The organism is Cellulosimicrobium sp. NPDC057862, from assembly GCF_042797035.1.
Lineage (GTDB): Bacteria > Actinomycetota > Actinomycetes > Actinomycetales > Cellulomonadaceae > Cellulosimicrobium.
Genome location: NZ_JBHVMH010000001.1, coordinates 58,538 through 78,466, shown reverse-complemented (window position 1 = coordinate 78,466; position 19,929 = coordinate 58,538). Strand labels below are relative to the sequence as shown.

General features: G+C 74.1%; 20 protein-coding genes. 6 read left to right on the top strand and 14 right to left on the bottom strand.

Going from position 1 to position 19,929, the window contains the following annotated elements; all coding sequences use genetic code 11:
* The first annotated feature begins 79 nt into the window (after positions 1–79).
* Entirely contained in the window at positions 80–700 is a 621-nt protein-coding gene (locus ACFVN3_RS00310) for a dihydrofolate reductase family protein (protein WP_378229386.1), read from the top strand.
* On the opposite strand, the gene ACFVN3_RS00305 is transcribed toward ACFVN3_RS00310, so the two are convergent.
* The 7 genes from ACFVN3_RS00305 to pgi all read right to left on the bottom strand — a co-directional run bounded on the left by ACFVN3_RS00305 (position 658) and on the right by pgi (position 8,682).
* The gene (locus ACFVN3_RS00305) at positions 658–2,268 is read right to left on the bottom strand and encodes a SpoIIE family protein phosphatase (protein WP_378229384.1); all 1,611 of its coding nucleotides are present in this window, start codon (positions 2,266–2,268) and stop codon (positions 658–660) included. The genes ACFVN3_RS00310 and ACFVN3_RS00305 overlap by 43 nt on opposite strands.
* On the bottom strand, positions 2,265–3,992 hold the full coding sequence (locus tag ACFVN3_RS00300; RefSeq protein ID WP_378229382.1) for an ATP-binding protein: 1,728 nt from the start codon (positions 3,990–3,992) through the stop codon (positions 2,265–2,267). The genes ACFVN3_RS00305 and ACFVN3_RS00300 overlap by 4 nt, the downstream gene beginning before the upstream one ends.
* A complete protein-coding gene (locus tag ACFVN3_RS00295) occupies positions 3,989–5,029 on the bottom strand; it encodes an ATP-binding SpoIIE family protein phosphatase (RefSeq protein ID WP_378229380.1) in 1,041 nt (346 codons plus the stop codon). Before ACFVN3_RS00295 ends, ACFVN3_RS00300 begins: the two co-directional genes overlap by 4 nt.
* Positions 5,026–5,448 (bottom strand): ATP-binding protein, encoded by a 423-nt coding sequence (locus ACFVN3_RS00290; protein ID WP_378229378.1) that lies wholly within the window; start codon positions 5,446–5,448, stop codon positions 5,026–5,028. The genes ACFVN3_RS00295 and ACFVN3_RS00290 overlap by 4 nt, the downstream gene beginning before the upstream one ends.
* Positions 5,445–5,849: an STAS domain-containing protein gene (locus ACFVN3_RS00285; protein WP_378229376.1), complete on the bottom strand. Its 405-nt coding sequence runs from the start codon at positions 5,847–5,849 to the stop codon at positions 5,445–5,447. The genes ACFVN3_RS00290 and ACFVN3_RS00285 overlap by 4 nt, the downstream gene beginning before the upstream one ends.
* On the bottom strand, positions 5,846–6,685 hold the full coding sequence (locus tag ACFVN3_RS00280) for an STAS domain-containing protein (protein WP_378229374.1): 840 nt from the start codon (positions 6,683–6,685) through the stop codon (positions 5,846–5,848). Before ACFVN3_RS00280 ends, ACFVN3_RS00285 begins: the two co-directional genes overlap by 4 nt.
* A gap of 269 nt (positions 6,686–6,954) precedes the next feature.
* Positions 6,955–8,682 (bottom strand): glucose-6-phosphate isomerase, encoded by a 1,728-nt coding sequence (gene pgi / locus ACFVN3_RS00275; protein WP_378229372.1) that lies wholly within the window; start codon positions 8,680–8,682, stop codon positions 6,955–6,957.
* A 137-nt stretch (positions 8,683–8,819) separates the two neighbouring features.
* On the opposite strand from pgi, the gene ACFVN3_RS00270 reads away from it, so the two are divergent.
* Complete coding sequence (locus ACFVN3_RS00270) at positions 8,820–9,479, top strand: dienelactone hydrolase family protein (RefSeq protein ID WP_378230304.1); 660 nt, start codon at positions 8,820–8,822, stop codon at positions 9,477–9,479.
* Positions 9,480–9,506: 27 nt separating this feature from the next.
* Here the strand turns inward: ACFVN3_RS00270 and ACFVN3_RS00265 are convergent, their stop codons facing one another.
* From ACFVN3_RS00265 to ACFVN3_RS00255, 3 genes are all read right to left on the bottom strand, one after another.
* Positions 9,507–10,697, bottom strand: coding sequence for a GNAT family N-acetyltransferase (locus ACFVN3_RS00265; RefSeq protein ID WP_378229370.1), 1,191 nt, complete (start codon positions 10,695–10,697; stop codon positions 9,507–9,509).
* Positions 10,694–11,878 (bottom strand): GNAT family N-acetyltransferase, encoded by a 1,185-nt coding sequence (locus ACFVN3_RS00260; RefSeq protein ID WP_378229368.1) that lies wholly within the window; start codon positions 11,876–11,878, stop codon positions 10,694–10,696. Before ACFVN3_RS00260 ends, ACFVN3_RS00265 begins: the two co-directional genes overlap by 4 nt.
* Before the next feature lie 116 nt (positions 11,879–11,994).
* On the bottom strand, positions 11,995–12,264 hold the full coding sequence (locus tag ACFVN3_RS00255) for a GlsB/YeaQ/YmgE family stress response membrane protein (RefSeq protein ID WP_378229366.1): 270 nt from the start codon (positions 12,262–12,264) through the stop codon (positions 11,995–11,997).
* Between the two features lie 130 nt (positions 12,265–12,394).
* Here ACFVN3_RS00255 and ACFVN3_RS00250 point away from each other — a divergent pair, with 130 nt between their 5' ends.
* On the top strand, positions 12,395–12,775 hold the full coding sequence (locus ACFVN3_RS00250) for an RNA-binding S4 domain-containing protein (RefSeq protein WP_378229364.1): 381 nt from the start codon (positions 12,395–12,397) through the stop codon (positions 12,773–12,775).
* Between the two features lie 76 nt (positions 12,776–12,851).
* Here ACFVN3_RS00250 and ACFVN3_RS00245 read toward each other — a convergent pair whose 3' ends face one another.
* The 3 genes from ACFVN3_RS00245 to ACFVN3_RS00235 all read right to left on the bottom strand — a co-directional run bounded on the left by ACFVN3_RS00245 (position 12,852) and on the right by ACFVN3_RS00235 (position 15,440).
* The gene (locus ACFVN3_RS00245; protein ID WP_378229362.1) at positions 12,852–13,517 is read right to left on the bottom strand and encodes a lytic polysaccharide monooxygenase; all 666 of its coding nucleotides are present in this window, start codon (positions 13,515–13,517) and stop codon (positions 12,852–12,854) included.
* A gap of 292 nt (positions 13,518–13,809) precedes the next feature.
* Positions 13,810–14,556, bottom strand: a complete 747-nt coding sequence (locus tag ACFVN3_RS00240; protein ID WP_378229360.1) for a lytic polysaccharide monooxygenase — start codon at positions 14,554–14,556, stop codon at positions 13,810–13,812.
* A gap of 302 nt (positions 14,557–14,858) precedes the next feature.
* A complete protein-coding gene (locus ACFVN3_RS00235) occupies positions 14,859–15,440 on the bottom strand; it encodes a 1-acyl-sn-glycerol-3-phosphate acyltransferase (RefSeq protein WP_237840580.1) in 582 nt (193 codons plus the stop codon).
* 153 nt (positions 15,441–15,593) lie between these two features.
* Between ACFVN3_RS00235 and ACFVN3_RS00230 the strand changes: the two genes are divergently transcribed.
* From ACFVN3_RS00230 to ACFVN3_RS00220, 3 genes are read left to right on the top strand one after another with little or no spacing between them, the layout of a single operon-like run.
* Complete coding sequence (locus ACFVN3_RS00230) at positions 15,594–16,805, top strand: ROK family transcriptional regulator (protein WP_378229357.1); 1,212 nt, start codon at positions 15,594–15,596, stop codon at positions 16,803–16,805.
* On the top strand, positions 16,802–17,752 hold the full coding sequence (locus ACFVN3_RS00225; RefSeq protein ID WP_378229355.1) for a polysaccharide deacetylase family protein: 951 nt from the start codon (positions 16,802–16,804) through the stop codon (positions 17,750–17,752). Before ACFVN3_RS00230 ends, ACFVN3_RS00225 begins: the two co-directional genes overlap by 4 nt.
* Positions 17,749–19,197 (top strand): MFS transporter, encoded by a 1,449-nt coding sequence (locus tag ACFVN3_RS00220; RefSeq protein WP_378229353.1) that lies wholly within the window; start codon positions 17,749–17,751, stop codon positions 19,195–19,197. The genes ACFVN3_RS00225 and ACFVN3_RS00220 overlap by 4 nt, the downstream gene beginning before the upstream one ends.
* Before the next feature lie 70 nt (positions 19,198–19,267).
* On the opposite strand, the gene ACFVN3_RS00215 is transcribed toward ACFVN3_RS00220, so the two are convergent.
* Positions 19,268–19,846 carry a MarR family winged helix-turn-helix transcriptional regulator gene (locus ACFVN3_RS00215; RefSeq protein ID WP_378229351.1) on the bottom strand — a complete coding sequence of 193 codons (579 nt, stop codon included), beginning with the start codon at positions 19,844–19,846 and terminating at the stop codon, positions 19,268–19,270.
* Between the last annotated feature and the right edge of the window lie 83 nt (positions 19,847–19,929).

Sequence of the window (19,929 nt, the reverse complement as noted above, 5' to 3'; positions counted from 1 at the left end):
GTGCTCGGCGGGACGATGAGTTCGTGCGGGAGCCACGGTCTGCCCCGTCGTCTCGCATCCCGACCGGAAGGCCACACCCATGACCGCGACGCTCGTGTCCACCCTGTTCCTCTCGCTCGACGGCGTCGCCGAGGTCGACCCGGAGTGGCACTTTCCCTACTTCGACGACAACATGGCGGCCGCCGTCGACGAGGACTACCAGGACGTCGACGCGCTCCTCCTCGGGCGGGTCACGTACGACAGCTTCGCCGGCGCGTGGCCCGAGCGGGAGACCGCCGGGGGCGAGGACGCGTCGTTCGCGGCGCGGCTCGGCGACATGCGCAAGATCGTCGCGACGCGCGGCGACCAGGAGCTCGGGTGGCGGCACGTCGAGCGGGTCGACGGCGACCTCGTCGAGGCCGTGCGCGCGCTCAAGGAGGAGCCCGGCCTGGGCAAGGTGCTCGTCGCCGGGTCGATCTCGGTGGTGCGCCAGCTCCTCGCCGCCGGGCTGCTCGACGAGCTGCGGCTGCTCGTCCACCCCGTCGCGGCGCGCACGGGCGAGCGGCTCTTCGACGAGGGCGAGCCGTACTACCCGCTCACGCTCCTGCGGTCCGAGACCTACCCGACCGGGGTCGTGCGCCTGGTCTACGCGCCGGCCGAGCCGCCGGCGGAGGTCACCTACGACGACGTCGCGGACAAGGTGCCGTCCGGCGACGCCTGACGCGCGACCGCCACCACGGCGACGTCGTCCTCGCGACCGGGGTCGTCGAACGCCGCGACGAGGCGCTCGCACATGGCCGCGGGATCGAGACCCGCGTTCTGGCCGGCCACCCGCACCAGGCGGTCGAGCGCGTCGACGAGCGACCCGCCCCGGCGCTCGACGAGCCCGTCGGTCACGAGCACGAGGAGGTCGCCGGTCTCCAGGACCTCGTGGTGGGCGCTGCGCTCGTCAGGGCTCGGCACGCCGAGGATGCGAGAGCCCGACTTCGCGCGGACGACCGTCCCGTCGGCGCGCACGACGAGCGCGGGCAGGTGCCCGGCGTCCGTGAGCTCCAGGGCGCCCGTCGCCGGGTCGAGCACGCACACGCAGACCGTCGCGAACTCCGTGTGGTCGTCGCGCAGCGCCGCGTTGAGGAGGTCCAGCGCGGAGGCCGCGTCGTGGCCCTCGCGCAGGTAGGCGCGCAGCGTCATGCGCACCTCCGCCATCACGGTCGCGGCGCGCAGGGAGTGGCCCTGCACGTCGCCGATGACGACGGCCACCCGCCCGTCCGGGAGGTCGAACGCGTCGTAGAAGTCGCCGCCGACGTCGAGGCGTGCGTCCGACGCCTCGTACCGCGCGGCGACCTCGACGCCGCCCCGCACGTGCAGGTCGGCCGGGAGGAGCGCGCGCTGGAGCGCGAGCGCGATGCGGTGCTCCTCGGTGAACGTGCGGAGGTTCGCCAGGGCGACCGTCGCCGCCTCCGCGAAGCGCGCGGCGGCCTCGCGCTCCTCGTCGGACAGCGGCTCGTCGCCGACCTCGATGCCGAGCCCGCCGACGAGCGCGCCCGTGGCGTCGACGAGCCAGAAGGTGAACCACGCCGACGGGCCGACCCCGGCCTCGGCGAGGAGCGGCCGCCACGGGGCGGGCACCTCGTCGGGACCGAACACGGCGGACGTCGCCCCGGTCGGCGGCAGGACCGCCGTCGGGCCACGGCCGCGCACGAGCGCGGCACCCTCCGTGGAGCACACCGAGCGCAGCACCACGCCGGCCTCGGCGACGACCATCGAGACGACCGCCCGGCCGAGGACCGCGCACGCACCGCGCGCCGCATGGTCGGCCACGGCCTCCGGCGACCGGGCCTCGTGGAGCGGGACGAGCGCGTCGGTGAGCGCCTCGAGCCGCCGGGCCGTTCGGCCCGCGCCCCGCTGGGCGTCGACGCGCCGGCACAGGGCGCTGATGGTTGCCAGGAACTCGTCGCGGTCGAGCGGCTCCGGCAGGTAGGCGTCCGCCCCGCCCTCGAGGCCGGCGGTGCGCGCCGCCGCGTCGACGTCCGTCGCCGACACGTGCAGGACCGGCACGTGGGCCGTCGCGGGGTCCGCCTTGAGCCGGCTGCACACCTCGCGGCCCGGGATGTCCGGGAGGTTGACGTCGAGGACGACCGCGTCGACGTGCGCCGCCGCCTGGGCCAGCGCCTCGCTCCCCGTCGCGGCCTCGACGACGTCGAACCCGGCGCGGCGGAGCCAGCTCGCCATGACGTAGCGGTGCGCGTGCGTGTCGTCGACCACGAGCACGGTGCGTTCGGCGCTCATCGCGCGCTCACCTCCCGGCGCAGGGTCGCGACGAGGCGGTCGCGGTCGATGCCCGACTTCGCGAGGAACGGGGCGTCGCCGATCCCCGCGGGGGCGGGCGCGCTCGACATGAGCACCGTCGCCGTCGCGGGGTAGAGGCCCTGGATCGTCGACCGGAGGGCCACCCCGTCCGTCCCCGGGAGGCACACGTCGAGGAGCGCCACGTCGGCCGCGCCGTCGTGCAGGAGCGCCAGGGCGTGCGACGCGTCGTGCGCGACGCTGACCCGCGCCGCGTCGTCGCGGAGCATCGAGGAGACGACCGAGGCGTAGGCCCGGTCGTCGTCGACGACGAGCACGTGCCCGAGGTCGTGGTCCGCCTCCTCGGGCTCGGGCCGCGGGTCCGACGGGACCGACTCGTCGACGGACAGCGACGGGAGCCGGAGCGTGAACACGCTCCCCTCCCCGGGGCGTGACGTCGCGACGAGCGCCCCGCCGAGCGCCTCGGAGGTCCGGCGCGCGTAGGGCAGGCCGAGGCCGGTGCCCCGCACGGTCGGCTGGAGACGGTTGGGGACCTGGACGAACTCCTCGAACACGGCGTCGAGCTGGTCCGCCGGGATGCCGAGGCCGGTGTCGTGGACGTCGAACCGCACGACCTCCCCGTCGGCCTCCGCACGGAGCACGACCTCGCCGTGGTCCGTGAACTTCACGGCGTTCGTGAGCAGGTTGCGCAGCACGCGGGACAGGAGCCGGCGGTCGGTCACGAGCGTGAGGCCGGGCTCGGCGACCGTGCGCAGCGCGACGCCGGGGCGCACCACGGGGAGGGTCGTGCCGCGCAGCTCGTCGAGCAGCTCCGCGACGTCCACCCGGCCCGGCGCGACGTCCTCGTGCCCGGCCTCGGCGCGTGCGAGGTCGAGCAGCTCGTCGACGAGGGTGAGGAGCGTCGCGGCGCTCTCCCGGAGGAAGCCCACCTGCTGGGTCTGCTCGCCGTCGAGGTGGGAGTCGGAGAGCAGGGAGGTCAGCCCCAGGATCGAGTTCACGGGCGAGCGGAGCTCGTGGCTCACGTTGCGCAGGAAGCGCGTCTTCGCCTCGTTCGCCGCGGCGAGCTCGCGCCCCCGCTCGTCGAGCTCGGCGTAGAGCGCGACGACGCCGGTGTTGGTCTCCTCGAGCTCGGAGGAGAGCTGGTCGTACATCGCGAGGACGCCGCGGTTCGTCTCCTCCAGCTCGACGTTGAGGCGCCGCTGCTCCTCCTGCTGGCGGGTGAGCTCGTCGAGGGTGCGGACCAGCTCCGCGTTCTGGACGCGCAGCTCGTCGACCGCGTCGGCCACGTGCGCGGCCGCGGTGGACCTCCGCACGGCCGCGAGCGTCGCCTCGTCGGTGCGTGCGGTCGCGGGGAGCGCCTTGGTGAGCAGGACGCGCGTCCCGGTCGGGTCGACCTCGAGGCCGCGCACGAGCCGGCGGGCAGCGGGGACGCCGCCGTCGCTCGAGTCGCCCTCGACGAGGAACGGCGTGCCCGCGACGATCTCGGCACGCAGGGTCGCCTGGGGGAGCCCGGGCAGGACCCCGACGACGACGTCGGCGGTGCCGGAGGCGACGGCGGACCGGCCGATCTCGGACAGCGCGGTCGCGACGCGCACCTGGTCCTGCGTGTCCAGGCCGAGCTGTCGGCAGATCTCCCGGCCCGCCCGCCGCAGCGCGATGACGTCGGAGTCGGAGCGGAGCTGGGTGACGAGCAGCGTCGTGCTCATGCCGCCTCCCGGCCGATCGGGAGCACCGCCACGCACGAGTCGTCCCGCCGCACCGCGTGGTCGCGCAGGACGACGCCCGCGACGACGAGCGGCGAGCGGGCCGCGAGTCCCGGGTAGTCGGCGAGCGACCACCGGTCGGTGAGCCCGTCGCTGTGCAGCACGACGACGTCCCCGGCCTCGACCGGGTACGTCGTCTCGCGCAGCGGCCGTCCCCGGGTGCCGGCGATGCCGGGATAGCTGACGAGCCCGCGCGTCCGCCCGCCGTGCACGGTGCCGGCGATGTTGCCCAGGCCCGCGTACCGCAGCACCCCGCCGCCGGCCGCCTGGGCGACGGCGACGGCCGCGCCGCGCGTGCCGCCGAGCGCCGCGTGCACGCGCTCGAGGAGCGCGACCGGGGACCCGGCCGGCGCGTCGAGGAACGCGCGCACGGCGGCGCCCGACGCGGCGGCGGCGAGCGGGCCGTGCCCCAGGCCGTCGGCGACGAGGAGGCTCGCGACGCCGTCGTCGTGGCGCACCGCGAGCGCGTCGCCGCACACCGCCTGGCCGGTCATCGGCCGGGTGATGCCCGTCGGCTCCCGGAGCCCGGCCACCGTCCCGTGCGCGGCGAACGTCGCCGCGATGACCGTCCCGCGACCCGGGGAGGTCCACGCGTCCCACGACGACGCGAGCCGCGGCAGCGTGCCGAGGCCGATGCCGAGCGTGCCGCGGCTCGAGACGCCGTCTCGCATGGCGGCGCCGATGTCCCGCATGCCCGGGCCGGAGTCCACCGCGAGCACCTCGAGCGCGGTGTCGTCGCCGGTGCGTCGCACGCGGACGAGCATCGAGCCCGACCCGGCGTGCCGGCACTGGTTGGTCGCGAGCTCCGAGACCACGAGCCCGATCTCGGCGGCCCGGTCGTCGTCGAGACCGAGGCTCCGGGCCACGGTGCTCGCGCCCCGCCGCACGCTCCCGACCGCCGACGGGTGGTCCACGGTGTACCAGGTGCCGTCCTCGACGATGCTGCGGCGTTCGTCGGGACGGGCGGGGACGGTGCTCATCGGGACCAGGTGGCGATCTCGACGCGGGTGCCCGCACCCGGCGCCGTGTCGATCGCGAAGTGCTGGACGAGCCGACGCGAGCCCGACAGGCCCAGGCCGAGCCCGCTCCCGCTGGTCCAGCCGTCCGTGAGCGCGAGGTCGAGGTCCGGGATGCCCGGCCCCTCGTCCGAGAAGACGGCGCGCACGCCGGTCCGCGGACCCTCGGTGACGAGCTCGACCTCGGCCTCGCCGCCCCCGCCGTAGACGAGCGTGTTGCGCGCGAGCTCGCTGGCCGCGGTGACGAGCTTGGTCTGGTCGACGAGCGACAGGCGTGCCTGCTGCGCGAGCGTCCGGACGAGCTGGCGGACCCGGACGACGTCGGAGTCCGTGCGCACGGGCACGCGCTCGGCCGTCGCGGCCGGCGGTGTCGTGGTCGTCATCTCTCCTCGCGCTCGGCGGCCGCGAGGAGCACGTCCTCGGCGGACCGCACCTCGGGCGCGAGGAGCGCGAGGCCGCGCTCGACGTCGAGGGCCGTGCGGACGTCGCCGAGCGACAGCCCGAGCTCGACCATGGTGATCGCGACGGCGGGGCGCATCCCGACGACGACGGTCGTCGCGTCGAGCACGTGGGAGATCCCCGCGACCGACGCGAGCATGCGGCCGATGAAGGAGTCGACGATCTCCAGCCCGGAGATGTCGATGATCACGCCGCGCGCCCCGGTGTCCGTGATCCGCTGGGCGAGGTCCTCCTGGAGCCGCAGGGCGGTGTCGTCCTGGAGGTCGACCTGGATCGAGACGAGGAGCGTGGAGCCGATCTTGAGGATGGGGACGGCGTCGGTCATGCCGGGAGCCCGGTGCGCCGGGTGTCGCGGCCCGCGCGCAGCGCGTCCACGAGCGCGTCCGCGAGGGTCGCGCGCGTGCGGATGTCGCCGAACTCGATGCCGAGCGCGACGATCGTCTGGGCGATCTGCGGACGGATGCCGCTGATCGTGCACTCGGCGCCCATGAGGCGCGCCGCGACGACCGTCTTGAGCAGGTGCTGCGCGACCTGGGTGTCCACCGCGGGGACGCCGGTGATGTCGATGATCGCGTGCTCGCTGCCCGTGTCGACGAGCGTGTTGAGCAGCTTCTCCATGACGACCTGGGTGCGCGCCGAGTCGAGCGTGCCGACCAGCGGCACCGCGACGATGCCCTCCCAGAGCTTCACGACAGGGGTCGAGAGCTCGAGGAGCTGCTCGGCCTGCTCGGAGATGATCGCCTCGCGAGCGGCGGCGAACGTCTCGAACGTGAAGAGCCCGAGCTGGTCGACCAGGCGCAGGAGCGGGGTGACGTCGGTGTCGGCGTCCGTCGCGGCGGCGAGCCGGTACAGGCCCTCCTTGAGCGCGAACACGCCGATCGCCGTCTCGCGCGGGGTGAACCCGAGGCGGGCGCGCGCCGAGGAGACGTCGGCGAGGATGCCGCGGAGCTGGTCGAACGCGGGGTCGGACAGGGAGATGCCGCCCGACCGGAGTCCGTCGAGGAGCGTGTCGAGGATCTCGCCCTGCTCCCGCTCGAGCTCGCCGCGCGACGTGCGGCCGTGCAGCTCGTGCGCGGCGGCCTCGAGCCAGGCGCTGCGCACGTCGTCGGCGTGCTCCGTCAGGATGCGGGCAAGGGTCTCGGGTGTGGCGGCGTCGGCCATCGGTGTCCTTCCGGGGTTGAACGACGCCGAACGGGCTCGCGGCTGTCGCGCCGTCAGTGTACGCAGGGCGCGCGCGCACGCAGCCTGGGCAGGGTCCCGACGCCGACCCAGGTGCAAGGCGCCGCACCGCCGCGACGTCGGGCGCGGCGCCCGGGGAGTGCCGCGAGGCCCGAGCATCGGCGAGCACGACCCTGCGCGCCCGCGAGAACGCCCTGGGTGTCGTCATCCGACGGATGACGACACCCAGGGCGTCGGCGCAGGACCGGTGGTCAGCTGCGCAGGTCGAGGTAGCGGTCGATGAGGGCGGCGGTGGACGGGTCCTGCGCGGCGAGGGCGTCCTCGTCGCCCGCCACGGCGGGCGCGATCTCGAGCGCGAGCTTCTTGCCGAGCTCGACGCCCCACTGGTCGAAGCTGTCGATGCCCCACACGACGCCCTGCACGAACGTGATGTGCTCGTAGAGCGCGATGAGCTGGCCCAGCACCGACGGCGTGAGCGCGGGCGCGAGGATCGACGTCGTCGGGCGGTTGCCCGGGAACGTCCGCGCGGACACCAGTGCCTCGGCCGTGCCCTCGGCGCGGACCTCGTCGGCGGTCTTGCCGAACGCGAGCGCCTTGGTCTGGGCGAAGAAGTTCGCGAGGAACAGCCCGTGGACGTCCGCGCCGGGCTGGACCGCGCCGCCGTCGCCGACGTCGTCGGTGAGCGGGTGCGCGGGGTTCGCGACGGCGATGAAGTCCGCCGGGATGAGGCGCGTGCCCTGGTGGATGAGCTGGTAGAACGCGTGCTGGCCGTTGGTGCCGGGCTCGCCCCAGAAGATCTCGCCGGTCTCCGTCGTCACGGGCGAGCCGTCCCAGCGCACGCGCTTGCCGTTGGACTCCATCGTGAGCTGCTGCAGGTAGGCGGGGAAGCGGTGCAGGTACTGCGCGTACGGGAGCACCGCGTGCGTGTGCGCGTCGAGGAAGTTCACGTACCAGACGTTGAGCAGGCCCATGAGGACAGGCACGTTGCGCTCGAACGGCGTGCGGCGCACGTGCTCGTCGATCGCGTGGAACCCGGCGAGCAGCTCGGCGAAGCGGTCGGGGCCGATCGCGATGGCGAGCGACGTCCCGATCGCCGAGTCCACGGAGTAGCGCCCGCCGACCCAGTCCCAGAACCCGAACGCGTTCGCCGGGTCGATGCCGAACGCCGCGACCTTGTCCAGCGCGGTCGACACCGCGACGAAGTGCTGCGCGACGGCGGCCTGCCGGGACTCGTCGGTGTCCTCCAGCGCGCCCACCGCCGCGAGCTCCGTCCACAGCCAGTCACGCGCGAGACGCGCGTTCGTCAGGGTCTCGAGCGTGCCGAACGTCTTGGACGCGACGATGAACAGCGTCGTGCGCGGGTCGAGGCCCGCCGTCTTCTCCGCGACGTCCGTCGGGTCGATGTTCGAGACGAACCGGACCTCGATGTCCTGGTGCTTGTAGGGCAGCAGCGCCTCGTACGCCATGACCGGGCCGAGGTCGGAGCCGCCGATGCCGATGTTCACGACCGTGCGCACGCGCTCGCCCGTGACGCCTGTCCACTCGCCCGAGCGGACCTTGTCCGCGAACGCGTAGACCTTGGCGAGCTCCCCGTGCACGTCCGCGTCCACGTCCTGGCCGTCGACCACGAGGTGCTCGTCGGCGCCCAGCGGGGTCGGGCGGCGCAGCGCCGTGTGCAGGACGGCGCGGTCCTCGGTGACGTTGATGTGCTCGCCCGTGAACATCGCCTCCAGCCGGTCGTCGAGGTGCACCTCCTCGGCGAGGCGCACGAGCAGCTCGAGCGTCTCGTCCGTGACGAGGTTCTTCGACAGGTCGACCGTGAGGTCGGCGGCCTGGTGGGTGAGGCGGCGGGCGCGGTCCGGGTCGGCCGCGAACCAGGTGCGCAGGTCCGGCTCCACGGTGTCGCGGTGCACGGTCAGCGCGGTCCAGGACGGCGTGGTGGTGGGGTCGATCGGCGGCGGCACGGGCTGCGAGGTCATGACCACCAAACTACTGACCGACGTCGTCGCCCGCCCACCCCGACCGTCCCGCGGTCGATGGTCCGGTGGCCTCACGAACGGCCGCCGTCGGTCCCTGGACCTCGGCCCCGGGGCGAGCGTGGGCGGTCCGCGCGACGATGGTCGGCGTGCGCCGCGGGGCGCGCACCGGACGGCGACGGCGCCGCCGGGCCACCGACGCAACACCGGAGGAGGGGACCATGGCCGAGGTCGTGCTGTTCCACCACGTGCAGGGACTGACCGAGGGCGTGCGGACGATCGCCGAGACGCTGCGGGGCGCGGGGAACGTCGTGCACACGCCGGACCTGTTCGAGGGGCGCACGTTCGCGACCCTCGACGAGGGCATGGCGCACGTGCAGGAGCTGGGCTTCGGCACCGTCCTGGAGCGCGGGCAGGCCGTCGCCGACGGCTACGAGGCGGGCGTCGTCTACGCAGGGATCTCGCTCGGCGTGCTGCCCGCGCAGATGCTCGCCCAGACGCGCGCCGGTGCGAAGGGCGCGGTGCTGCTCGAGGCGTGCGTTCCCGTCTCGGAGTTCGGCGAGGCCTGGCCCGACGCCGTCCCCGTGCAGGTGCACGGCATGGACGCCGACCCGTCGTTCGCGGGCGAGGGCGATCTCGACGCCGCGCGCGAGCTCGTGGACTCCACACCCGACGCCGAGCTGTTCGTCTACCCCGGCGACCGGCACCTGTTCACCGACCCGAGCCTGCCGTCGTACGAGCCGGAGGCCGCCGCGCTCGTCACCGAGCGGGTGATCCGCTTCCTCGACGGCATCCGCTGAGCGGCCGACGTCGCGGCGGCCTCCGGGTCAGGAGGTCGCGCCGGGCTGCACGGGCTCTTCGCCCGGTGCCGCGTCGAGCACGAGCTGCCACTCGGCGTCGACGCTCGCCGGCGCGAAGCCGAGCGCGACGTTGATCGCGAGCATGTGCGCGTTCTCCTGCGCGTTCCACGTGTGCACCCGGCGCGACGACGGCCGCGCCCGTGCGAGCTCGTCGAGCACGGCGAGCTTGACGAGCATCCCGAGGCTGCGGCCGCGGTGCTCGCGGAGCACGAGCGTGTCGTACTGGAAGACGACCTCGGGCCGGTCCAGCGGGTACGAGACCATCGAGAACGCCGCGAGCGTGCCCGACGACGTGTCCTCCGCCGCGGCGATGACGTACCCCTGACCGCGGTCGAGGATCTCCCGGGACGTCGTCCGGACGCGCTCGGCGTCCCACGGGTCCTCCTCGAGGTCGAGGCCACCGTTGGGGGCGTCGGTGCTCATGCGCGTCTCGAGCACCGCGAACTGGTCGATCCACTCCTCGGGGACCTCGTCCGTCCACACGTGCACGCGGTAGCCGTCGGACCGCGCCGTCGCCGCCGTGCGCAGCGGGTCGAGCACCTCGGGCGCGACCGGGAGGTCGAGCACCGAGTGGCGCATCACCTGCTCGAGCGTGAACCCGCGACGCAGCGCGAACGTCGTCCCGTCGTCGTGCGCCGGGACGCGGCCGCTGCCCGTCGGCGCCTCCAGCGCGCCCGGCCCCGGTGGCGGCTCGGGCGCGAACGAGGAGTCGGACTGGATGACGCGCCGCCCCTCCGCGCGTGCGACCTCCAGGGCCGCGTCCCACAGCGCGGAGCCGACGCCGCGGCGTCGGTGCGCGGGGTCCACACCCACGTAGACGACCGCCACGTGCGTGTTGCCCTGCTGCGGGAGCCCCACCATCGACCGTCCGACGACGTCCTCGGGCCGGGGCGTCGTACCCTGCGGCGCGTCGTCGAGCACCGCGACCCAGCGCAGCACGCGCCGGTAACCAGGGCTCGCCACCGTGCCCGCGACGGTCGCCGCGTCCAGGGCGAGGTCCGTGTGGCCGTAGATCGCGCGGTCGATCGCGTCGCCCACCCGGACCGTGCCGTCGACGGCCCACGCATCCGGCGCGTCGAGGCTCCCCGGGACGGGCTCGATGCGCACGCGCACGTCGCGCGGGGTGGTGGTGGTCGGTCCTGCGTGCGGTGCGGTCACTCGCCGTCCTCCGGGGTCGTCCTGCGCTGCCACGCGGCCCACACGCCCGCGGGCCGGAACCCGAGGGCGACGTTGATCGCGAGCATGTGGTCGTTCTCCTGCGCGTTCCAGGTGTGGACGCGCCGGGTCGTGGGGCGCTCACGGGCGAGCGCGTCGAGGTTGGTCACCTTGACGAGCATCCCGAGGCGGCGCCCGCGGTGCTCGCGGAGCACGAGGGTGTCCTCCTGGAACGCGAAGTCGTCGTGCTCGTGCGGGTACAGGAAGACCGTGAACGCGGCGAGCGTGCCGGTCGGCACGTGCTCCGCGGCGCTCAGGAGGAAGCCGTTCCGCTTCTCGGCCTGCTCGCCGACCCAGGTGCGCACGCGGCGCGCGTCCCACGGGTCCTCGCCGTACTCGACACCGCCTGTCGGCGGGTCGGTGCTCATGCGGGTGAAGAGCACGGCCACCTGGTCGAGCCAGACGTCGGGGACCTCGTCGGTCCAGGTGTGCACCCGGTAGTCGGCACCGGCGTGCTCCCGGGCGTCGTCGCGGTGCGCGCCGAGGGCCGCGGAGGCCACCGGGAGGTCGAGCACGGAGTGGCGTTCGACCTGCTCCAGGGCGTACCCGCGCGCGCTGAGGAAGCGCGGGCCGGGGGCTTCGGCGGGGACGCGGCCGGCGCCGGTCGTGGCGGCGAGCGCGCCCGGGCCCGGCGGAGGTTCCTCGCCGTGCGAGGTGTTCGAGAGGAGCACGGTGCGCCCGGCGTCCGCGCCGAGACGTTCGGCGAGCGCGAGGAGGGGAGTCCCGATGCCGCGCCGGCGCTCGGACGGGCGGACGAGCACGAAGGCCTCGCTGAGGCGCTCGTTGCTCGTGGTGGGGTGGAGCACGAACAGGTGCGCGACGACGTCGGGCACCGTGGGCGGGACGCCCTCGGCGATCAGAGCGCGGGCGGCCGCGGAGCGCACGACGACGAAGCGGCGCTTGGCCGCGTACTCCTGGTGGTCCATGCCCGAGAGCACGTCCCGGGGCCGGAGCGCGAGGTCGTCGTAGCCATGGACCTCGAGCTCGTGCTCACGCTCGAGGTCCGCGACGGCGCGGTACGCCCATGCGTCGGGGTCGTCGAGCGACGCGGGGTGCGGGGCCTCGACGAGCGTGTACCCCTGCGGGAGGGACACCTCGGGGGCGGTGCGGGCGACGCTGCTCATGCGTCCAGCGTTCCCGCGCCGGCGCAGGATGTCCACGCCTTTTGGGACGACGACGGCCCGGGCTCCCGCGGGAGCCCGGGCCGGGTGCGCCGTCGGTCGCGGCGGTCGTCGGTGCCCTACTTGCGCGCCGAGCGGCCCGCGATCGCGCCCCAGATGAGCAGGACGAGCAGCGAGCCGACGAAGGCCCAGAACCACGTCGTGAGCGAGAAGAACTCGTCGTTCGCGTCGGCGCCGAACAGCGCGCCCCCGATCCACCCACCGAGGAGGGCTCCCAGCACCCCGACGATCAACGTGACGATCCAGCCCCCCGCTGCCTTGCCCGGCAGGACGGCGCGTGCGATGGCGCCCATGATGAGGCCGATGAGGATCCACCCGATGAAGCCCATCCCTGTCTCCGTTCTCTGGGGGACGAAACAGCGATACGGGGCAACTGCCCCGTATGCCTGACCTCACCGTGGCACGAGGCGTCGAGGCTCGCACGCCGGGTGCCGCGCCCGGGGTGGTTACGCTCGGGGGGTGGCGACGACCGAGGCGACGAGCGCGCGCGTCGACAGCTGGCTCTGGGCGGTCCGGATGTTCAAGAGCCGCTCGCAGGCGACCGCGGCGGTCAAGGCCGGGCACGTAAGGGTCAACGGCGAGCGCGCGAAGCCGGCGACGAGCGTCAAGGTCGGTGACCGCGTCGTCGTCCGCGGCGGCCCGGCCGAACGGATCCTCGTCGTCGAGAAGGTGCTGGTGAAGCGCGTCTCCGCGCCGCTCGCCGCGCAGGCCGTGATCGACCAGAGCCCACCTCCGCCGCCCAAGGAGCTCACCGTCCGGGTCGCCGTCCGCGAGCGCGGCGCCGGCCGCCCGACGAAGCGCGAGCGCCGCGACCTCGACCGCCTCCGGGGCCGCGGCTGACGCACGTGCGGCCGGGAGACGCACGTGGAGGTGCGTCTCCCGGCCGCGGGTGCAGCGTCCGGTGCGAGGTGTCAGGTCAGCAGGCGCCGAGGTCCTTCCAGACGCCCCACTGGCCGCTCTGGGCGGGGTTCTCGCCCGTCGTCCACCACTTGGCCTGGTAGTTGCGGCCGTCGTGCGAGACGTTCGCGCCGCCGACGTACACCCCGCCCGCGGTCCACGCCGGCGCCGTGCAGTTGCCGGGCTCGGGGTCCGTGGGCTCGGGGTCCGGGTCGCCTGGGTCCGTGCCGCCGGCGCCGATCTTCAGGTCGACGCAGTTGTAGAACGCGTTCACCGTGTTCGACACGTTCCAGCGCGCGAGGATCGTGTGGTTGCCCTCGGGCAGGCCGGTCAGCGTGTGGGAGATGTTGCTCGGGGGCTGCGCTCCGCCCTGGTTGAACGTCTTGAAGAGCACGCCGTCGACGAAGTACTCCCACGTGCTCGTGTTGTGCGCCGCGGTGAGGTTCCACTGGAACGTCACCGACGTGCCGGTCTGCGTGCGCGGCCACGGCTTGCTCGTGTCGTCGAGGATGCTGAACCCGCTGCCGCCGGAACACTTCATCGAGCCCTTGGGCGCCTCGACGGACTGCGGCTCGTACTTGATGCCGCCGCAGTCGAAGGACGTGGTCCCCTTGGCGCAGTGGTCCTGCCGGCTCGGCGGGGACGTGATCCAGCCGTGCGCGCTCGCGCTGGGTGCGATGGCCACGGGGGCGATGATCGCGACCGCCCCGACGACGGCCGCCAGGAGTACCGCTCTCAGTCTTCGCATGAGTTGTCTCGCTCTCCATCCGGTGGTGCATGGGTCCTGCGGCGCGCTTCGTCGCGGGCCGCTCTCGGATCGGGCACTCTCGACGCTACGAAACGTGAGGAGTGCGGACAATTGGGCAAAGCCCGTACGTGCTTCCGCGTACCCGGCGCGCCGTCCACGCCGGGCACGCACGACGGCGGGTGCCCTCGCCCGTGCGGACGAGGGCACCCGCCGTCGCGGGTCTCAGCGGTCAGCAGGCGCCGATCAGCTTCCACGGACCCCACGCCTCGGAGCCCGGGACGTTGTTCTGCGTCCACCACTTCGCCTCGTAGACGTTGCCGTCGTGCGAGACCTTCGCGCCGCCCGTGTAGACGGAGGCCGACGACCAGGCCGCGTCGGTGCAGGTGCCCGGCTCGCCGCCGCCGGGGTTCTCGCCCTCGCCGCCGCCGGGGTTCTCCCCGCCGCCGGGGTTGGTGCCGTCGGCCGTGACGGTCAGGTCGACGCAGTTGTAGAAGGCGTTCACCGTGTTCGACACGTTCCAGCGCGCGAGGATCGTGTGGTTGCCGAGCGGCAGGCCCTTGAGGGTGTGCGAGATGTCCTTGGGCGGCTGGACGCCACCGCCGTCGAACGTCGCGAAGAGCTGGCCGTCCACGAAGTACTCCCACACGCTCGTGGCGTGGTTCGCGGTGAGGTTCCACTGGAACGTCACGTCGCGGCCGGTGGTCGTGCGGGGCCAGGGCTTGCTCGCGTCGTCGAGGATCGCGTAGCCGCTGCCGCCGGAGCACTTCATCGAGCCCTTGGGGGCCTCGACGGACTGCGGCTCGTACTTGATGGACCCGCAGTCGAAGGACGTGGTGCCCTTCGCGCAGTGGTCCTGCCGGGAGGCCGGAGAGGTGATCCAGCCGTGCGCCGAGGCGCTGGGGGCGATCGCGATCGGGGCGATGATCGCGGTCGCGCCCACGACGGCGGCGAGGAGCGCCGCGCGGAGTCGCTTCATGGGGGACTCGCTTCCTGTGTCGGGGAGGGCCGACGCCGTGCGGAGCCCGCACCGTCGGCCGTGACGTGGTGGACCGTAGGCAGCCGTGCGACGTCCGCTCAACGACTACGCACGACCGGCGCCGGGTACGGGAAGTCCCGTACCCGGCGGGTCGATTCGCCGGGATCGTGCGCCTGCGCGGTCGAGCCTGCTCCGTCGTCGTGCCCCGTCGGGCGGCTCGGCGGGCGAAAACCATGTGGGGACCACGTACCCCCTGCGGCGCTCCGACGGCGTGCCCGGGTCGGGACGCAGGGTTCGGTGCGTCAGGCGGCGGCCGCGTCCTCCTCGCGCAACCGCGGCTCGGTGCGCAGCGCCGGGCGGAGGCCGGACTTGTCGGCGTAGAACGCGCGCACGACGTCCATGTCGGCGCGCACGTCGCCCGTGAGCTCGATCGTCGGGCCGAGGCCGGTGGTCATGGTGGTGCGGTCGACGTACCCGAGGGTCACCGGCAGGTGCGCCTCGCGCGCGATGCGGTAGAAGCCCGACTTCCAGTACGACCCCGCGCCGCGCGTGCCCTCGGGCGTCACGACGAGCGAGAACACCTCGCCCGCCTGGAGGCGCGCGACGACGTCGGCCACGACGCGGCTCGGGTCGCGCCGGTCGACGGGGATGCCGCCGAGCGCGCGCATGAGCGGGCCCGCGGGGCCGGCGAACAGCGTGTGCTTCCCGAGCCAGCGCACGTGGATGCCCGTGCTCCAGGCGATGGCGAGCATCAGGACGAAGTCCCAGTTCGACGTGTGCGGGGCGCCGACGAGGAGCGTCGGGCGGCCGGTGTCGTACGGCTCGGAACGCAGGGACCACCGGCTGGTCGCCCAGTAGGCGCGGGCGAGGGCTCGGCGGATCACGACGCCACGGTACAGGGCCGTCCACAGGGAGACCGGTTGCCGTCGACAACGACAGGGACCTTGGTTAGTCTCCGGGCGGGTAGGGAACCTCCCGCCCTACCTGTACGGCCCGGACATGTCGGCTCGACCCACCCACTGCTCGACGGAGACCAGATGGACACCACTCCCGCCGGTACACCCGCCCTCCTGCGCACCCTCAACGCGCGCGCCGTGCTCGACGTGCTCGGCACGGGCGCGCAGGTCGCGCGGCCCGACGTCGTCTCGGCGACCGGGCTGTCCAAGACGACCGTCGCGCAGACGCTGCGCGCGCTCGAGGCGACGGGCGTCGTCAGGGAGGCCGGGCTCGACCGCGACCGTCGGGGGCCGGCCGCGACGCTGTACCGCGTGGACCCCGACTACGCGTTCGGGCTGGGGATCGACGTCGCGCGCGACCGGGTGCGCGTCGCGCTCGTCGACGTCACGGGCGCGATCCGCGCCCGCGCGGAGCGTCGGGACGTCAAGCCGACGACGACGGCCCGTGCGCGCGCGGCCGCGGAGCTCGCCCGCGCGTGCGTGAGCGACGTCGCGGCCCGGCTCCCCGAGGGCACCGCGGTCGAGGTCACGCGCGCCGTCGCGGCGGTCCCGCTGATCGTCGGGTCGGACCAGCGGACCATCCGGCGCGTCCCCGGCTACGAGAAGGGCGGGACCGACCTGGTCGAGGCCCTCGAGGACTCGCTGGGCTGCCCGGTCACGCTCGAGAACGACCTCAACCTCGCGGCGCTCGCCGAGCAGCGTGACGGGGTCGCCGTGGGCGTGCGCTCGTTCGCGGTGCTCGGTCTCGGCGACGGTTTCGGCGCGGGGCTGGTGCTCGACGGGAAGCTTCACCGCGGGTTCGCGGGCGGTGCGGGCGAGGTCTCGTTCCTGCCGCACCCCGCCCGGGCGCTGGGCTCGGAGGCGCTGGGCGCGTCGTCGCTCGCCGTGCTCGCGAAGGAGCACGGCCTGCCGGACGACGTGACCGTCAAGGAGCTCGTCGACCGAGCCGAGCACGGCGACGGCGCCTCGAACGACGCGCTCGACGAGGTCGCCGAGCGCATCGGTGTCGTCGCGGCGTCGGTCGCGCTCGTGGTCGAGCCGGAGCTCTTCGTCCTCACGAACCAGGCCGCGCGCGCGCCGATCGCGGACCGGGTGACGCGCTTCCTGGCGGAGAAGATCGCCGTGCTCCCCATCCGGGTCGTCTCCTCGGACCTCACGTGCGACGCCGTCGTGGTGGGAGCCGCGCGCTCGGCGAGCGACGCGCTGCGCGACGAGGTGTTCCGCACCGCCGCCGCCCACCCCGCGCCGGGCGAGGGCGACGCCGGGGACGAGCGCGAGGAGGCGGCGTCGTGACCGCAGCCCCACCGAGTGGGGGAGCACCGCCGTCGGACCTGGTCTCCCGGCTCGGCCTCGCCGCCGACGCGCGCGCGATCATCCTCAACGCCGACGACTACGGCATGTGCCGGGCCGCCAACCGCGCGGTCTCCGAGCTCCTCCTCGCCGGGCACATCGACTCCGCGACCGTCATGGTCCCGTGCGGGTGGGCGCCGGACGCGCTCGCCTTTGCGGCCGCGCACCCCGTCGACGTCGGGGTGCACCTCGTGCTGACGAGCGAGTGGACGCGGTACCGCTGGCGGCCGCTCACCGGGACGGGCACGTCCCTGGTCGACGACGCGGGCTACTTCCCGCGCGACGTCCTGTCCGTCGAGCGCCAGGCGCGCGTCGAGGACGTCGTCGCCGAGCTCACGGCTCAGGTCGACACGGCGCTCGCGGCCGGGGTCGACGTCTCCCACCTCGACAACCACATGGGCTCGGTCTACGGCCTCGAGACCGGTCGGTCGTTCCTGCCGCAGGTCTTCGAGCTCGCCGCCCGGTACCGCCTGCCGTTCCGGCTGCCCCGGACGACCGACGGGATGGTCCTTCCTCCCGGCGACTTCCAGCCTCTGCTCGACGAGGCGACGGCCGCCGCGGACGCGCTGGGCGTCGTCCTGGTCGACCGACTGTGGACCCACCCGTTCGAGCTCGACGGCGCCGGGACGGTCGAGGAGGAGGACTACGAGGACGTCCGGGCCGACTTCCTCGACCTGCTGCGCCGCGTCCCGTCCGGGGTGACGGAGATCTTCCTCCACCCGATGCTCGACGACGACGAGCTGGGCGACGTCGCGGACTACGGCGTCGCGAAGCGCGGCTTCGAACGTCGGCTCCTCGCCGACCCGGCCGTGGCCGCCGTGATCGCCGAGGAGGGGATCGTCCGCGTCGGCTGGCGGGACCTGCGCGCGGTGCAGCGGGGCGAGCGGTGAGTGCCCCGCACGGGACGCCGTCGGGCAGCGCGTCGACGGCGGGCGGCGGGCTGCTCTCCCGCGTCCGTGACCGCCGGCTCGTCGGCACGCCCTCGCGCGCGCAGACGGTCGCCTACGGCGCTTCCGCGTTCCCGTCGAACCTGCTCATGCAGACGTTCTCCGCGTTCGTCGTCTACTTCTACGTCGACCACCTCGGCGTGCGCGCCGGCTGGGTCGCGGGCGCGATGGTCGCGCACGGCATCCTCAACGCCCTGCTCAACCCGCTCGTCGGCGCGGTCTCCGACCGTCGCCGCACGCGCTGGGGCCGTCGCGTCCCGTGGATCGTGCTGGGGATCGTCCCGCTCGTCGTCGCGTTCGCGCTCGTGTGGACGCCACCCGCCGTGGGGCCGACCGGCCTCGTCGTGTGGTTCCTCGTCGTCGTGGCCCTGTTCGACGTCGCGTACGTCGTCGTCGCGCTCAACATCTCGGCGCTCTTCCCCGAGATCTTCCGCACGACGGCGGAGCGCGCCCGCGGCAACACGCCGCGCCAGATCTTCGGCCTGGTCGGGATGATCCTCGGCACCGCGGGTGCACCGCTGCTGTACGGCACGCTCGGGTGGACCTGGATGGCGCTGCTGCTCGCCGTCGTGAGCCTCGCGTTCTTCGTGTGGTCCCTCGCCGGCATGGTCGAGCGTCCCGTCGACGTCGCGACGGTGCGCGAGCGCGAGGCCGCCGTCGGGCTGGGGGACCAGCTCCGCTACACGTTCGCCAACCGCGCGTTCGTGACCTACGTGCTCGGGTCGCTCCTGCTCCAGAGCACGACCGCGATCGTGCTCGCCGCGATCCCGTTCTACGTGCGCTACACGCTGGGCGGCGCCGAGGCCGACGCGACGTTCCTCCTCGCGCCGATCTTCGTCGCCGCCATCCCGTCGATCGTCGGGTGGTCCTGGGTCGTGCGGAAGATCGGCCCGCGCTCGGCCATGCTGTGGGTCGTTGCGGTCTACGGCCTCGCGACGTGCCTCTACCTCGTCCCGTCCACCGTCCTGGGCGCCGCGCTCGCGGGTCTCTCCGTGGGCGTGGGTGTCGCGGGCCTCATGCAGGTGCTCGAGGTCGCACTCGCGCAGGTCATCGACGACGACGAGCGCCGCACCGGCCTGCGCCGCGAGGGCATGTACTTCGGTGCCAACGGGTTCGTCGTGCGCGGGTCCGTCATCGTCCAGGCCGTGCTCGTCGCCGGTGTGCTCTCGGCGAGCGGGTACGTCGAGGGCGCGGGCGACGTCGTGCAGCCGGACAGCGTCGCGACCGGCGTGCGCTTCCTCCTCGGCGGGGTCCCCGTGGTCCTCGCCGCGCTCGCGTTCGTGTGCTTCTGGTTCTACCCCCTCCGCGGCCGCGACCCCGAGGACACCGACGCCGCCCTCACCGAGGCAGACGCCTCACCCACCGCGGCGGACCCCCTGCCGAGGTAGAGCTCTGGTCCCGTGAGGTAGAGCTCTGGTGTCGCGGAGAACCACAGCTCTCCCTCGCGCAACCACGGTTCTACCTCGGCGGACCGGCGTTCCCCTCCGGCCGCTCGCGGTCCTTCCCGGGCGGGGTGGCGACGCCGAGGGTGTGCTCGGCGACGGTGCAGGGGTCGGTCGTGGCGTCGACGTCGCGGAGGTCGCACGCGACGCGGCGCATGAGCGTGCGGAAGGCGCTGCGCTCGTCGGGCGAGAGCATGCCGAGGAGCTGCTCCTCGGCGTCGTGCACGGCGGTGGCCCACCCGGCGAGCCGACGGCGGCCCTCGGGCGTCGCGACGACGCGGCGCGCGCGACGGTCGGCGGGGTTCTGCTTCCGCTCGACGAGGCCTGCGGCGACGAGGTCGTCGACCAGGTAGGTCATGACGGTCCTGTCGATGCCGTGGTGCTCGGCGAGGGCGAGCTGCGTGGGATGGTCGCCCTGCGCCACGGTGACGAGGACCTGGTAGCCGCGCGTGCCGTGCGGGACGTCGTCGAGCGCCTGCTCGACCGTCGCGCGGTAGGCGCGCAGGAGCACGCCGAGGTGCCAGCCGAGGTCCTCGAGGCGACCGGGGAGCTCGGCCGGGCCGGTGGGTGCGGCGGTCGTCGTGGTCGTGCTCATCCGCCCAGCCTACCGCCGGGAATGCGGTTGCACCACCTATCTGTTACGGATATGTTCTGTACAGCAACGTATCTTCAGATCGC

Excerpts from the sequence above, each read along its gene's own strand:
- ACFVN3_RS00310 (WP_378229386.1), top strand. The coding sequence starts at position 80 with ATGACCGCGACGCTCGTGTCCACCCTGTTCCTCTCGCTCGACGGCGTC.
- ACFVN3_RS00305 (WP_378229384.1), bottom strand. The coding sequence starts at position 2,268 with ATGAGCGCCGAACGCACCGTGCTCGTGGTCGACGACACGCACGCGCAC.
- ACFVN3_RS00300 (WP_378229382.1), bottom strand. The coding sequence starts at position 3,992 with ATGAGCACGACGCTGCTCGTCACCCAGCTCCGCTCCGACTCCGACGTC.
- ACFVN3_RS00295 (WP_378229380.1), bottom strand. The coding sequence starts at position 5,029 with ATGAGCACCGTCCCCGCCCGTCCCGACGAACGCCGCAGCATCGTCGAG.
- ACFVN3_RS00290 (WP_378229378.1), bottom strand. The coding sequence starts at position 5,448 with ATGACGACCACGACACCGCCGGCCGCGACGGCCGAGCGCGTGCCCGTG.
- ACFVN3_RS00285 (WP_378229376.1), bottom strand. The coding sequence starts at position 5,849 with ATGACCGACGCCGTCCCCATCCTCAAGATCGGCTCCACGCTCCTCGTC.
- ACFVN3_RS00280 (WP_378229374.1), bottom strand. The coding sequence starts at position 6,685 with ATGGCCGACGCCGCCACACCCGAGACCCTTGCCCGCATCCTGACGGAG.
- pgi (WP_378229372.1), bottom strand. The coding sequence starts at position 8,682 with ATGACCTCGCAGCCCGTGCCGCCGCCGATCGACCCCACCACCACGCCG.
- ACFVN3_RS00270 (WP_378230304.1), top strand. The coding sequence starts at position 8,820 with ATGGTCGGCGTGCGCCGCGGGGCGCGCACCGGACGGCGACGGCGCCGC.
- ACFVN3_RS00260 (WP_378229368.1), bottom strand. The coding sequence starts at position 11,878 with ATGAGCAGCGTCGCCCGCACCGCCCCCGAGGTGTCCCTCCCGCAGGGG.
- ACFVN3_RS00255 (WP_378229366.1), bottom strand. The coding sequence starts at position 12,264 with ATGGGCTTCATCGGGTGGATCCTCATCGGCCTCATCATGGGCGCCATC.
- ACFVN3_RS00240 (WP_378229360.1), bottom strand. The coding sequence starts at position 14,556 with ATGAAGCGACTCCGCGCGGCGCTCCTCGCCGCCGTCGTGGGCGCGACC.
- ACFVN3_RS00230 (WP_378229357.1), top strand. The coding sequence starts at position 15,594 with ATGGACACCACTCCCGCCGGTACACCCGCCCTCCTGCGCACCCTCAAC.
- ACFVN3_RS00215 (WP_378229351.1), bottom strand. The coding sequence starts at position 19,846 with ATGAGCACGACCACGACGACCGCCGCACCCACCGGCCCGGCCGAGCTC.